22 protein-coding genes and 1 tRNA gene are annotated in these 11,697 nt (G+C 65.1%); 18 read left to right on the top strand and 5 right to left on the bottom strand.

Annotated features, from left to right (window positions below):
- Positions 1-45: 45 nt before the first annotated feature.
- Complete coding sequence (locus FQV39_RS28665) at positions 46-765, top strand: hypothetical protein (RefSeq protein WP_187640105.1); 720 nt, start codon at positions 46-48, stop codon at positions 763-765.
- Between the two features lie 8 nt (positions 766-773).
- On the opposite strand, the gene FQV39_RS28660 is transcribed toward FQV39_RS28665, so the two are convergent.
- Genes FQV39_RS28660 through FQV39_RS28645 form a run of 4 tightly spaced genes read right to left on the bottom strand, consistent with a single transcriptional unit; the run spans position 774 to position 2,143 of the window.
- Entirely contained in the window at positions 774-980 is a 207-nt protein-coding gene (locus FQV39_RS28660; RefSeq protein ID WP_149133394.1) for a hypothetical protein, read from the bottom strand.
- Positions 977-1,192, bottom strand: a complete 216-nt coding sequence (locus tag FQV39_RS28655) for a hypothetical protein (protein ID WP_149133393.1) — start codon at positions 1,190-1,192, stop codon at positions 977-979. Before FQV39_RS28655 ends, FQV39_RS28660 begins: the two co-directional genes overlap by 4 nt.
- Positions 1,189-1,659 carry a hypothetical protein gene (locus FQV39_RS28650; protein WP_149133392.1) on the bottom strand — a complete coding sequence of 157 codons (471 nt, stop codon included), beginning with the start codon at positions 1,657-1,659 and terminating at the stop codon, positions 1,189-1,191. The genes FQV39_RS28655 and FQV39_RS28650 overlap by 4 nt, the downstream gene beginning before the upstream one ends.
- A gap of 1 nt (position 1,660) precedes the next feature.
- The gene (locus tag FQV39_RS28645) at positions 1,661-2,143 is read right to left on the bottom strand and encodes a phage regulatory CII family protein (protein WP_149133391.1); all 483 of its coding nucleotides are present in this window, start codon (positions 2,141-2,143) and stop codon (positions 1,661-1,663) included.
- An 83-nt stretch (positions 2,144-2,226) separates the two neighbouring features.
- Between FQV39_RS28645 and FQV39_RS33360 the strand changes: the two genes are divergently transcribed.
- The 17 genes from FQV39_RS33360 to FQV39_RS28565 all read left to right on the top strand — a co-directional run bounded on the left by FQV39_RS33360 (position 2,227) and on the right by FQV39_RS28565 (position 11,554).
- Positions 2,227-2,394 (top strand): hypothetical protein, encoded by a 168-nt coding sequence (locus FQV39_RS33360; RefSeq protein WP_187640104.1) that lies wholly within the window; start codon positions 2,227-2,229, stop codon positions 2,392-2,394.
- Positions 2,395-2,663: 269 nt separating this feature from the next.
- Positions 2,664-3,386 (top strand): XRE family transcriptional regulator, encoded by a 723-nt coding sequence (locus FQV39_RS28640; protein ID WP_187640103.1) that lies wholly within the window; start codon positions 2,664-2,666, stop codon positions 3,384-3,386.
- Between the two features lies 1 nt (position 3,387).
- Positions 3,388-3,828, top strand: coding sequence for a hypothetical protein (locus tag FQV39_RS28635; RefSeq protein ID WP_187640102.1), 441 nt, complete (start codon positions 3,388-3,390; stop codon positions 3,826-3,828).
- 82 nt (positions 3,829-3,910) lie between these two features.
- Positions 3,911-4,327 carry a hypothetical protein gene (locus tag FQV39_RS28630; protein ID WP_149133389.1) on the top strand — a complete coding sequence of 139 codons (417 nt, stop codon included), beginning with the start codon at positions 3,911-3,913 and terminating at the stop codon, positions 4,325-4,327.
- The gene (locus tag FQV39_RS33355; protein ID WP_187640101.1) at positions 4,327-4,488 is read left to right on the top strand and encodes a hypothetical protein; all 162 of its coding nucleotides are present in this window, start codon (positions 4,327-4,329) and stop codon (positions 4,486-4,488) included. Before FQV39_RS28630 ends, FQV39_RS33355 begins: the two co-directional genes overlap by 1 nt.
- A gap of 70 nt (positions 4,489-4,558) precedes the next feature.
- The gene (locus tag FQV39_RS28625; RefSeq protein ID WP_149133388.1) at positions 4,559-4,819 is read left to right on the top strand and encodes a hypothetical protein; all 261 of its coding nucleotides are present in this window, start codon (positions 4,559-4,561) and stop codon (positions 4,817-4,819) included.
- Complete coding sequence (locus FQV39_RS28620; RefSeq protein ID WP_149133387.1) at positions 4,816-5,508, top strand: hypothetical protein; 693 nt, start codon at positions 4,816-4,818, stop codon at positions 5,506-5,508. The genes FQV39_RS28625 and FQV39_RS28620 overlap by 4 nt, the downstream gene beginning before the upstream one ends.
- Before the next feature lie 3 nt (positions 5,509-5,511).
- The gene (locus FQV39_RS28615) at positions 5,512-5,754 is read left to right on the top strand and encodes a DUF2312 domain-containing protein (RefSeq protein WP_149133386.1); all 243 of its coding nucleotides are present in this window, start codon (positions 5,512-5,514) and stop codon (positions 5,752-5,754) included.
- A gap of 105 nt (positions 5,755-5,859) precedes the next feature.
- Positions 5,860-6,228: a hypothetical protein gene (locus FQV39_RS28610; RefSeq protein WP_149133385.1), complete on the top strand. Its 369-nt coding sequence runs from the start codon at positions 5,860-5,862 to the stop codon at positions 6,226-6,228.
- Entirely contained in the window at positions 6,225-7,355 is a 1,131-nt protein-coding gene (dnaN, locus tag FQV39_RS28605) for a DNA polymerase III subunit beta (RefSeq protein ID WP_149133384.1), read from the top strand. Before FQV39_RS28610 ends, dnaN begins: the two co-directional genes overlap by 4 nt.
- Positions 7,352-7,612 (top strand): hypothetical protein, encoded by a 261-nt coding sequence (locus FQV39_RS28600; RefSeq protein ID WP_187640100.1) that lies wholly within the window; start codon positions 7,352-7,354, stop codon positions 7,610-7,612. The genes dnaN and FQV39_RS28600 overlap by 4 nt, the downstream gene beginning before the upstream one ends.
- Positions 7,613-7,761: 149 nt before the next feature.
- A complete protein-coding gene (locus tag FQV39_RS28595) occupies positions 7,762-8,649 on the top strand; it encodes a TAXI family TRAP transporter solute-binding subunit (protein WP_149133382.1) in 888 nt (295 codons plus the stop codon).
- Between the two features lie 10 nt (positions 8,650-8,659).
- A complete protein-coding gene (locus FQV39_RS28590; RefSeq protein ID WP_149133381.1) occupies positions 8,660-8,899 on the top strand; it encodes a hypothetical protein in 240 nt (79 codons plus the stop codon).
- Positions 8,896-9,939 carry an aldehyde dehydrogenase family protein gene (locus tag FQV39_RS33890; RefSeq protein WP_248313168.1) on the top strand — a complete coding sequence of 348 codons (1,044 nt, stop codon included), beginning with the start codon at positions 8,896-8,898 and terminating at the stop codon, positions 9,937-9,939. The genes FQV39_RS28590 and FQV39_RS33890 overlap by 4 nt, the downstream gene beginning before the upstream one ends.
- A gap of 3 nt (positions 9,940-9,942) precedes the next feature.
- The gene (locus FQV39_RS28575) at positions 9,943-10,170 is read left to right on the top strand and encodes a hypothetical protein (protein ID WP_149133380.1); all 228 of its coding nucleotides are present in this window, start codon (positions 9,943-9,945) and stop codon (positions 10,168-10,170) included.
- Between the two features lie 3 nt (positions 10,171-10,173).
- Positions 10,174-10,446: a helix-turn-helix transcriptional regulator gene (locus tag FQV39_RS28570; protein ID WP_149133379.1), complete on the top strand. Its 273-nt coding sequence runs from the start codon at positions 10,174-10,176 to the stop codon at positions 10,444-10,446.
- Positions 10,427-11,554: a tyrosine-type recombinase/integrase gene (locus FQV39_RS28565; RefSeq protein WP_149133378.1), complete on the top strand. Its 1,128-nt coding sequence runs from the start codon at positions 10,427-10,429 to the stop codon at positions 11,552-11,554. The genes FQV39_RS28570 and FQV39_RS28565 overlap by 20 nt, the downstream gene beginning before the upstream one ends.
- A gap of 5 nt (positions 11,555-11,559) precedes the next feature.
- Here the strand turns inward: FQV39_RS28565 and FQV39_RS28560 are convergent.
- Positions 11,560-11,635: transfer RNA gene (locus FQV39_RS28560), tRNA-Lys, on the bottom strand.
- Between the last annotated feature and the right edge of the window lie 62 nt (positions 11,636-11,697).

Genomic DNA, 11,697 nt, shown 5'->3' with positions numbered 1-11,697 from the left:
CCTCGCAAAGCTGTGGAGGCCAGAGACAGCCACCTTGCGGCCGCAATGCCCCAGCGTCAGCGTGTATGGATGAAAGACCGCTGGCCGATCATCACCTTTACCGCCCTCCTCGCATTTGCCGTTGGCCTCTACGCCACGCAGACATTGCTGGCGGGCCTGTCTTGCCAAGCGGAATTGAAGCTCGTGGCGGATAACAAGGAGATTTGCGGGCCAGTAGAATTCTGGCTGAATCGCTACCAGACGACACTGCAAACCATTGTCTCTTCGACAATTGCCGTCTTCGGCCTCTATTTCGTCGTCAAACAACTGCGTGAAATCACACGGCAAAATGAGATGACGCGCGCAGCGCTCGAACTGGCCGGCCAAAATCATCAGAACAATCTTCGCACCGGTCGGGCTGCCGCTAGCCAGGCTATTACTCAATATGCAGATGATTTTTTTGAGTTGGCTCACGCCTACGACCGCACCAGGTACGGCGACCAAGCAGGCTATGAAAAGTGTTATGCAAGATCTTCCAGTATTGCTCCTGCAGGCCCCGTGCTGCCGTGGCTGAATGGCGACCAAAAACGTCGCTGGTACGGAATTATTTCGGAGATAAACTCGGCACGATGTTCTTTTATCGAATTCCGAAAAAAGAGGCTTGATTTTCCGGATAATCAAGAAACCTTCGAGAGCTTCCGGGCCTCCATGGAAAAGGGTGTCGAAGAAGTCGGCGCCCTCTATAAAAAGCTCCTGGAGCTCTCTGGAGAAGTTGAACAAAGCTGACCAGATCATCACGCCACCTCTTTGAACAGCGCGCGCTCGGCCGCGCTCCAAAGCGCCCCCGGAGCCTGTCGTCCGGCGACGATGTCGTCGTCCGTCGACCGCTTCAGCCGCAGCACGATTGCGATGACAGCAGCCGCGAATCCCGCCTTCGCCATGCCGCGCGCGGCGGAGCGGCGGAAACGACCGACCTTCTGCAGGGCGAAGGCGCGCTTCATGCGGCGCCTCGCGCGGTCAGGCGGCAGCGCCCGCGGCCCCGGCCAGTCGGCTTGTAGAACTCGACGAAGCCCTGCTGCTCGAGCTCGTTCCAGGTGCTGCGCATCACGGGCGCCAGCTCGCCGGCAGCGAGCAGCACGCCGTTCACGTCGAAGCAACCGTCGCCATTGTGCTTGCGGAGCCAGGCCAGCGCCGCCTTCTGGGCCGTCGTCATGCCGCGGCCCTCCCGAGATCGACTTCGGGGAAGGTCTGGCGATGCGCGCCGAACAGGCTGGCGAGCGCGGCGAGATCCTGCTGCACATGCGGCGGCAGTTTCCGCTCGGATGCGCGCTGGAGAAGGTTGGCCGCGCAGAAGGGCGAGCCGGAGCGGCGATAGCGATGGGCACGATCGATGACCGCGCAAACGATCGCCCGTTGCCCCGGCGAAAGCCTGCGGGCTTCCGGCTCGTCCTTCAGCGTCGGCTCGACCGGCGGGATGGCCGTTGAGATGAAGCCGGCCCGCGTCTCGCGGATGCGGCCGCACGTCACCAGCCGGTCGATGCTGCGGCCGAAATTGATCCGCTCTCTAGGCGAAAGCGGCGAAAGCAGCAGATGTCGCTGCACCGGCCGCTCCGCAATCTCGATCGCGGCGAGGAGCCGCTCCGTCAGGCCGCCAGCGCGAATATGACCCTTGCCCGGCATGTTACGCATCCACCAAGGGTGCGAGCCGGCCGATGAGCGCCGTCATCTGGTCGACATGGGCCATCGCGCTTTTCAGCAGGGCCTTGACCTCGCCGGGCGTCAGCTTCTGGTCTTCCAGAGCTTCGGCCGCGGCCGTGGTGAATCGGGCATGGCTGCCGGTGATGCGGACGACATCGAGCATCAAGTCGCCGGCCGATCCGATCTCGTCGGAGATCGGCGCCACGCCGTGCCCGGTCAGCGAGGCCAGCATGCGGGTGACGATCGGCTTGCCGGTCGCAGCTTCCAGCACGGCGACGATATGGATCGGGATCAGGTCCGGCGCGCTTTCGCTCTGCCATTTCGAGATCTGGCCCAGGCTGTAACCGGTGAGAGCTTCAACGCGCTGCGGCCCGGTCTGGCCAGGCGCGGCGCAGGCATTCACCAGGGCGCGGGAGGCCGTCTTGAGAAGCGGCAACAGGCCATCGGGCAAAGCAATATCGCTCACGAAAAATGCTCCCTCGCATTTTCGTTGGGAAAACGGCGGTTCGGGCGGACAGTCAGCGCGTCAGATCACGGAGGGCGAACCCCATGGACCAGAAGGAAAAAACGACGAACCGGCCACAGCGCGAAGCGGCGGAAGGCCGCTTGCGCCAGGCGCTGGTCGGATTGGCGAAGGCGAAGCGTCATGCCGAGGCCTCGCAGGGAACGGAGGGACGCGGGACCGTGGCAGGCCACGCCGCGCCGTCAGGCCAATGAAGCGAGAACCACTCCAGGGCGGTATCGGCACGCTTGAGGGTCGGGGAAGAGATCCCACTCGACAGATTGACGAGCAGCTTCGACTCCGCGAAGGCTCTGCGCCCCGCAGCGCTGAGGCTCACGCCGGTGGCCTCGCAATACGCGGCGGCAACGGCCAGCAACTGTCCGGTGAAAATACCCATGTCGACCATAATGCGGAAATTCACCCTCTCGTCAAGGGTGAATTGAAAGGGGGGACGTCCGTAGAACCGGCGGGTAAAATTCCCCTCATGAAGAAGCCCACCCTCGCGCCGGACGAACAGTCGCCGCTTGTCCGCCGCATCCTCGAGCGGCTGGATGCGCTTCAAACCAATGCCACCGCCGTTTCGCTCACCATCAGCGACAACAAGGATCTTCTGCGCGACATCCTGAACGGGCGCACGAAGAACCCCCGGACAGACACGATCCGCAAAGTTGCCGATGCCCTCGGGACGACCGTAGAGTGGCTGATGGAGGGAGATGGCGAGCCTGCGCCGGCACCTCTCGCCGGACGCCCCACGTCCAATGTCCGCATGGCCGGAGTGAAGGCACCCGTCCTGGCGACGCTGGCGCGGGACGTTCCGGTGATGGGAACCGCGGCGGGCTCTCTAGGCGGCGCGTTTCAGTTCGAAGGTGGCGTGGTGGATTATGTTGCGAGGCCGCCGGCCTTGGTCGGCGCCAAGAATGCCTACAGCATGTATGTCGAAGGCTCGTCGATGGTGCCAGAGCACAACCCCGGCGACCTCCGCTTCATTCACCCCGATCGCAAGGCGCATATCGGCGATTCCGTTGTGGTGACGGCGAAGTATTCCGAGCACGGCCCTTATGAGAGCTTCATCAAGCACCTGGTCCGCCGTACCGAGACCAAGCTGATTGTCCAGCAGCTCAACCCGCCGGCCACGATCGAGTTCGACATGCAGTTTGTCGCGTCGGTCCACAAGGTCCTGACGATGAACGACCTGTTCGGCGTCTGAAATGCGCGGCGCCTTCCTTCTGATCAGCCTCGCCCTGCTGTCAAATCCCGCCGCGGCTCAGAAGGCTTCCGACTATGTGCGCGATTGCGAAACCGCATCGGACAAGCCGTTCTGCGAGAGCAGCCGAAAGCAGTTCAATGCCTGGTTCCCCAAGGCACTGAAGGGAGATTACCAAGGGCAGCGGAATGTCGCGTTCTGCCTGATGACCGGCTGCGACGAGGCGGTGAACCCGGACTGGATCACCGGCTGCGCATGGCGGATGGTACTGAAGGCCGGGCGCGACCGGCGCTATGATGCCGGCGACAAAATGAACTTCGACGTCGATTGCGGCGCGGAGCGCGTCGATACCTCGGAGCGCGCCGACGCGGCCCGAATCGCCCAGGCCCTCTTCCGGCGCATCTACAAGCGCGAATTGCCGCTGGACGCCCTTTCGCGACCCTAGATGCGGAAATTTACCCTCTAATTATTGACAGGGTGAATTTACCCTGTCATAACACCCTCCATCCTAACCGATGGAGGCCGCTTTGAAGCCTGCCCACCGTTTGCCTGCGGACACTCATGGCCGCGGCTATCTCGAAAGCCGCATCGCCGTCGATGACGGCTATATCTGGCCCTTCGACCGGCCGAAGATGGTCTCCGAGGGAGCCATCACCGAGCGCATGGTCGAGGATATCGGCGCCCTGGTGAACGATGGCGGCGAGGCCGCGGTCGTATTCCTTGACGATCTCACCCGCCTGGGCTGGCTGCCCGAGCAGACGCGCCGCTGTGGCGCCCGCGCCTTCGCCCTCTTTGAGGCGGCGCATCGCAAGCCGCGCCGCCGCACCACCGGCAACCGCTCCACCGTCCGCCGTCCGGACTGGCGCGGGCAGGCCGCTTGCTTCGTCATGCTGGCATTGCCGGTCGCGCTCTGGGCGCGCCACCTCATTGCGAGCATGGCCTGATGAGCGAGCCCATCCCCTTCATCACCATGGCGGAAGCCGCGCGTGAGCTCGCGCTCACGGCCGGCTACTCGGTCGGCCTCTTCGTCGGCCTCTCCGCCGTCGCGGTGCTGCTCGCGTCGCCGCCGACCCACATCTGCCTCGCGCTCTGGACGCTGCACTGATGGCCGCGCTCTGGCTCCTCGTCACCTATGCGGGCGCCCAGGCGCTTCGCCTGACAGTTCGGGGGCGCGAATGACCCCGGCCCAACGCGAACTAGCCCGCCACGCGCTCGGTTTGCCGAACGCGACAGGGCGCTCCTACCGCAACCGCTACTTCACCCCTGCCAACGGCGAGGTGAGCAATCAGTGGCGCGCCATGATTGAGGCCGGCGAAGCAGAGGGCGGCAAGCCGGCACGGCGCCAGTCATCCCTGTTCTTCTGCCTCACCCGCAACGGCGCCGAGCTCGCCCTCAATCCCGGCGAATGGCTCTCGCTCGAGGATTTCCCGCGATGACCTGGCTTCAGACCGCATCCGGCCGCGCCTTCGATCTGCTGCGTCCTGACTGGCGCGATGTCGACTTCGACGTTGACATTGCCGAGGCGCTGGGGCGCATCGCCCGCTTCACGGGCCATGTCCGCTCCGGCCCGTATTCGGTGGCGCAGCACTGCGTCATCGGCGCCGACGCCATCTTCCGCGACACCAAGAGCCGCGAGGCGGCCGCAGCCTTCCTGCTGCACGATGCGCATGAGGCGTATCTCGGCGATATCGCCACGCCGATCGCGCAAGCGCTGGTCGAGCGCGTGCGGTTTCTCGAAGGGCACATCCTCGGCGACGTCGTCAGCAAGAGCCTGAAGTCGCTCAAATCGACCGTCGACCGCGAAATCTATTTCGCTGCCGGCATGGGCGAGAAGGGCTGCCCGCTCGATCTGCGCGAGATGGTCAAGATTTACGATGTGCGCATGCTTGTCACCGAATGCGCACATCTGCTCGGACCGGCGCCGAAGCCATGGGGTGCGCCTTACGACACGGCCGAGCCGCTGCGTATCGTCGGCAAGATCACGCCCTGGCAGTGGCACCACGCCGCCGACGAATATCGCGACCGCCTGCGCAAATACCTGCCTGAGCGCTTCGGCGCCGTCGCCCCCCCGAAACCGAAAACCGGCAGCGGCCGAGCGGCGCGCCGCATGCCCATGGAGGCCTGACCAATGGACGATCCCGTCAAGGGCGATCAGCTCAAGTCTATCGTCGAGCGCATCGAGCGCCTCGAGGAAGAAAAGAAGACCATCTCCGACGACATCACGGAGGTCTACGCAGAGGCCAAAGGCAACGGCTACGACGTCAAGGTGCTGAAGAAGGTCATCGCCCTGCGCAAGCGCGATCTCGACGAGCGCAAGGAAGAAGAGGCGATCCTCGACCTCTACCTGCAGGCTGTCGGCGAGACGGCCTGACACCCATCCGGAGCTGGTCCGGATCTGGCCGAAACCGCAGGCCAAAGCCCCAGCGAAGCGGTGACAGCACGGAGAGACGGCACCCATTCACAGAGGGCTGAAGCCATGAACGCTCATGCCGGACGGCCGTCCATCGCGGCCGAGGACATTATCGCCACGGAGGAAATTGCGGAGGCGCGGCAGGCCACCGAGGCCCTGCTCGCCTTCCTCAAGGGCGAAGCCACGATCACCTACCGCTCGGAAATCCTCGCAGGCCTGCGCGAGCTGGCCGAACCATTCGGCTACAAGGTGTCGAGCGAGGAAGACGAGAAGGACCCGCCACCCGCTCTCGACGCAAGCGAGATCGACGAATCTCTTGCCCGCGCCATGCGAGGCGAGGTCGAGGATTGCGCCATCCATCTCGGGCGGGCGCTACCGGCGCAATACGCACCGATCGCGGACAAGCTCCACGACGCCCTGAGGACGGCGCGATGAAGCTGACCATCGCCCGCGAGGCTCTGCTCGCCGCGCTTGAGCCGGCTGCGCGCATCATCGATCGCAAGCCGCTGCGGCCGATCCTGTCGCATGTCCGGCTCGTCGCCGAGGGCGAATCCCTCGCCATCTGCGGCACCGATCAGGATATCGAAATCCGGACGTCTGCGACCGCCGTCATCGAAACCCCCGGCGAGATTGCCGTGCCGGCCGCCACCCTGCACGATCTGGCGCGGCGCCTGCCTGCCGACGAGATCGTCCTAGCACTCGACGACGACAGGCGCATGCTCGTCTCCGCCGGCCGCAATCGCACCCGCCTGCCGACACTGCCATCGGTCGATTACCCCGTTATCGTGCCGGAAGGGCTCGATCACGGCTTCACCCTGGCCGCCGAGGATCTCGCGCAGATGCTGCGCGAGACGCTGCACGCCGCATCGAGCGACAACACCCGCCCCTTTATCTGCGGCGTCTATCTCCATGTCGCCGAGACCACGGAAGGCCCGCGCCTTGCCGCCGTCTCCACCAATGGCAGCTCCGTCGTCACGCGCCGGCTGCTCGATCTGCCGGAGAAGGCCTCTGGCATGCCCGGCATCACTATTCCGAGCAAGACTGCGGGCGAATTGCTGCGCCTGTGCGACAAGGCCAAGGACGAGGTCGCGCTGTCGCTGTCGGCGACGAAACTGCGCGCCACCCGCGCCGGCGTCACCCTCACCAGCGTGCTGATCAACTCGGCATTCCCGCCCTATGAGCGCATCATCCCGTGGGAGAATGAGCGCATCGCCATCGTCGAGACAGACGCGCTGCAGGCCGCAGTCGAGCGGATCAGCATCATGGCCGACGCGCACGACAGCGCCGCCCATCTCGATTTCTCGGACGGCACGCTCGCCCTGACGCGCATCAGCCCCTCGGCCGGCGAGATGCGCGAGGAGATTACCTGCGAATTCGAGGGCGAGCCCTTCTCGACCGCCTTCGACTATCGCCTGCTGGCCAGGATCGTCGCCAACCTGCCGGGCGACACCCTCATGCTCCGCATGAGCAGCAAGCGAGACGGCAACATTCTCACCCCGCGCGAAGGCAGCCCCAGCATGGCGCTGCTCGGCCGCATGCATGTCGCGAGGCCAGTCGCATGAGATCAGCTCTCGCGCTCCTGGTCGCAATGCCCCTCGCCGCTTGCGACGACATCAGGCCCATGCGCCGCGAACCTGACCAGGTGAAGCGCGCCCAGATCTTTCAGGACTGCCTGAAGGCTGTGCCGGAGGGGCCGCGCGTCACCCACACCAGCGACTGGTCGCAAGTCGTGAAGGCCTGCGACAGCGCCGCCTACTACCAGTCGATGGTTTGCGTCGAGAACTGCCGCCTCGACCCAGCCAATCGGCGGAAGCCCTGACAAATGCTCTGGGCTCTCGTCACCCGCCTCTCCGACGTTCTCGCGCTCATCGGCCTCGGCACGGTGATCTACGGCGTCGTGCGCCTCACCCGTTTCCTGTCCCGCCTCGTCCGCCACTGAGCGGCGCATTCCCTGAAAGGAAGTCGACCATGTTCCGCCCCCTCCTGATCGCCGGCGCCGCCCTCTCGGCCCTCGCCTGTTCGCCGGCAATGGCGCAGCAGCCGAGTTTCCGGCTTTGCACCGGCTCCGATGCCGGCAACTATTTCAAGGCCGGCCACCTGCTGAAGAAGGTCGCGACCTCGCTCAAGGTCGAGGTCATCCCGACGCAGGGCTCGCTCGATAATCTCGACAAGGTCACCAAGGGCGAATGCGACGGCGCCTTCGTCCAGTCCGACGCACTGCTGGTCTATTCCAGCCGCAATGCGCAGGCGCTCTCCGCGATCGAGAGGGCCGGCGTGCTCTACCAGGAGCACGCGCATCTGCTCTGCAATCGCGGTTCGAAGGTCGACCGCGTCACCGACCTGACCAACAAGAACACCGTCGCAGTCGGGCCGGACGGCAGCGGCGCCCGCACCACCTGGGACGCCTTCGTGCTGGCCGACAAGAAGCGCTATGCGCCGGTCCAGGTCGACGCGCGCAGCGGTGTTCGCGCCCTCTCGGCCGTTGCCGATGGCAGCCAGGTGCAGTGCCTGCTCTGGGTCGGCGCCCTCGGCTCCAGCTACCTGAAGAACGATGCCCAGCAGAACGGCGACCGGATCGTGCTCGCCGGCACTGACGACTGGGACATGGGCAAGGTCGCAAAGGATGCCCGCGGCAAGGAGGTCTACGGCTATTCCGAGATCCCGAGCGGCACCTATCCGCGCATCCAGCCGGGCGGCAATCTCTATGGCACCAAGGCAGTGAAGACGATCACGGTCGACGCGCTCTTCGTCGCCAATGTCGCCTGGATCGACGCGAACGCAGCCGCCTATGACCGGGTGCTGCGCGGTTTCGCCGCCGCCAAGCCCGCCATCGCCGAACTCGTCACGCCGAAGTAGGGAGCGGGCGATGCTGACCGGAAGTCTCGCGGGCATGACGTTTCGGGAAACCCTGACAGCCGTCGAAGCCTTTGACGACTGGTCTCGGGTGCGCTCGCCGGCTCGTGCCCAGCGGCGCCTGAAGCGAGGCTTCCGACAGAACATCGATCGCCGTTATCGCCCCGCCGCCTTCGAGATCGGCGGCGTCATCTACGCGCATCCCGAGATCCTGCGCCAACTTCGATCCCAGACGACGGAGGCCCGCTCATGACCACGCCGCAAGCCGAACCGATGTTCCCGATCATGGGCGGCCCGAATGTGCCGTGGTCGCTGATCGCGCCTTATGAAGCGCAGGCGCAGAAGAACCACTATCAATCCTTGAAGAGACTGGCCGAACGCGGCGGGCTGAGCATCTGCGAAGCCATGGCCGTGATGTCGAGCGTCGCTTACGAGAAGCGCCCCATCGCCAAGCCCTCCGTCGAAGATTGGTTGGACTTCATCGCGGACAGAAAAACCCGAGCGGACCGCCGCGCTGCGCTCGCAGCCCCTGCCGCGACGGGCGGGGAGGCAATCACCGCGCGCTACACCAACTGGCGCGGCGAGACAGCCGAGCGGACATTCATTCCGCATCGCGTGTACTTCGGCTCGAATGAGTGGCATCCCGATCCGCAAGTCCTCATCGAGGCGACCGATTGCGAGAAGGGCGCGTTGCGGACTTTCGCCGCTTCTGGTTTTTCGCCGGCCACGGCCTTTACCTACAGCTCGACCCAGGCGACCGCGTGCGCCGCCTGCGGCGAGCACAAGCATACGCCTCTGAGCCGTGACGAAATGGGCGGCTATGTCTGCCTAACCTGCATCGACAAGCGGCTGAACGACCCCGCCCCCTCGGAAACCGGGGCGAGCGTGGGGGAAAAGGACGAAGCGAATTATCAGGCTCGCGTCGCGGCGGCTTGCGATGTCCTGTTTGACGGCGATCCGACTGACGTTGCCGAGAGGCGCGACCGTTTCGCCGAAGAGGCCAACGAGGTCTGCCAAGCGTTCGGCATGTCTCGCGAGGACGCCCATCGACTGATCGACTACACCTACTGCCGGCCGATTGGCGAGCCCAGCAAAGAGATCGGCGCGGCAATGACGACGCTCGCCTCTCTGGCGAGGGAGGCGGGGCACGACCTCATGGCGTGCGCCGAGGCGGACCTTGCGAAACTGGTACAGCCCGAGACGATCGCTCGCATTCGGGCGAAGCGTGCCACGCGCCACGGTCGCGGTCCTCTGCCCGGCCTATCGCCGGCAGCGCTCGCGGAGGGGGGCTAACCGATGGCTAGCCTCGCCACCCTTCGCAGGCGCCGTGCCGAGGCGATTCTCTGCCTCAACAAGAAGGCCCGCCGTCACCGTGGCGGCGTTGCCGCTGCGCGCGCCGATCTCGTCAAGGCGACAGCCGACGTGCTGCGCGCCGAACTCAACCGGCGGATCGCGGCCCCACTCCTGCGCGCCCAGGCTCAGCAGGATCGGACCGGTGACCTCTTCAGCCAGTTGGGAGCATGAGCCGTGGCCGGCAGCGTCAACATGGCAGCGGCGCCTCCGATCACGCCTCGGCTGCTGACGCGCGCCCAGGCGGCCGGCTACTGCGCCATGACGCCCTCGCGCTTCTCGCAGCTCGTCAAGGCCGGCACGCTGCCGGCTGCCGTGCCCGGCACGACGCGCTGGGATCGCATGGCGATCGATGCCGCTCTGGACAAGTTCGCCGGCCTCGCCTCTCCTGAGAAGGCCGGTTCCGCTCTCGATCGATGGTTGAGCAAGAATGGTTCGCGTGCGGCTTAAGGGTGTCGCCAGCGCCAAGCGCAAGCTGCCAGATGGCAGCTACCAGACCTATTACTATGCCTGGCGGGGCGGGCCGCGCCTGCAGGGCGAACCCGGCACGCCCGAATTTGTCGATTCTTATAACAAGGCCGTCGCCGGCCGTAGCCTCGCAGCCGCGAAGTCCGGCACGGTCGCCGGGCTGATCCGGCTTTACACGGCATCGAGCGACTATCCGAATGCAGCATCCTCGCAGAAGGCCTATCGCACCTATCTGCGACTGATCGAGGATCGCTTCGGCGACATGGAGATGGCTGCGCTCGAGGATCGCCGCGTGCGAGGCGTCTTCAAGGACTGGCGCGACGAGATGAAGGAGACGCCCCGCAAGGCCGACTATGCCTGGAGCGTGCTCGTCAAGCTGCTGAACTATGCCAAGGACCGCGGCGACCTCTCGGTCAATCCTTGCGACCGCGGCGGGCGTCTATCCTCACCGGACCGGACCGACAATGTCTGGACCGATACGCATATCGAGGCCTTCCTCACTGTGGCGCCATTCGAGGTCGCGATCGTCTTCTGGGCCGCGATCTGGACAGCACAGCGGCAGAACGACCTTCTGAGACTGACCCGGTCGAGCATCAAGGATGGCATCCTGCGCCTGAAGCAGAGCAAGACCGGCGCGCGGGTCGCAATGCCGGTGCCCACGCCGCTCGCCGAGGGCCTGGCGCGCAACCCTGCGCACGGCCTCGTCATCTTCAACAACAGCGACGGCCTGCCCTGGACCAGCGACGGCTTCCGCACCTCGTTCGGCAAGGTCTGCGAGAAAGCCGGCATCGAGGACCTGACCTTCCACGACCTGCGCGGCACCTTCTCGAATCGCGCGGCTGCCGCCGGCTGCACGCCGAGCGAGATCGCGAGTGTCACCGGGCATCAAATCGAGGGATCGGGCACGCTCGGCGCCAGCTATTTGCAGCGCAACTTGGAGTTGGCCATGACCTGCATCCGGCGCGTCGAGGAGAACGAAGCCGGGACAATTTTGCAAAACGGGCTGCAAAAAGTGCAAAACCGGCCTTCAAAGAAGCTCGGTTCCAAGATCAACATCAGGGGAAGAAAGAGTGCTGTATCAAGCACTTAAGGCCGTGGTGGGTGATGTAGGGCTCGAACCTACGACCCGCTGATTAAGAGTCAGCTGCTCTACCAACTGAGCTAATCACCCATACGCCACGAAGCGTCGCCGGTCAGCGGCGTCGGCCGCGTCAGGCAGGGGGCGTGTAGCAA

The sequence above is a fragment of the Bosea sp. F3-2 genome (assembly GCF_008253865.1).
Lineage (GTDB): Bacteria > Pseudomonadota > Alphaproteobacteria > Rhizobiales > Beijerinckiaceae > Allobosea.
Note: the sequence above shows the minus strand (reverse complement) of the source record. Positions and strands in the feature narration are given on the sequence as shown.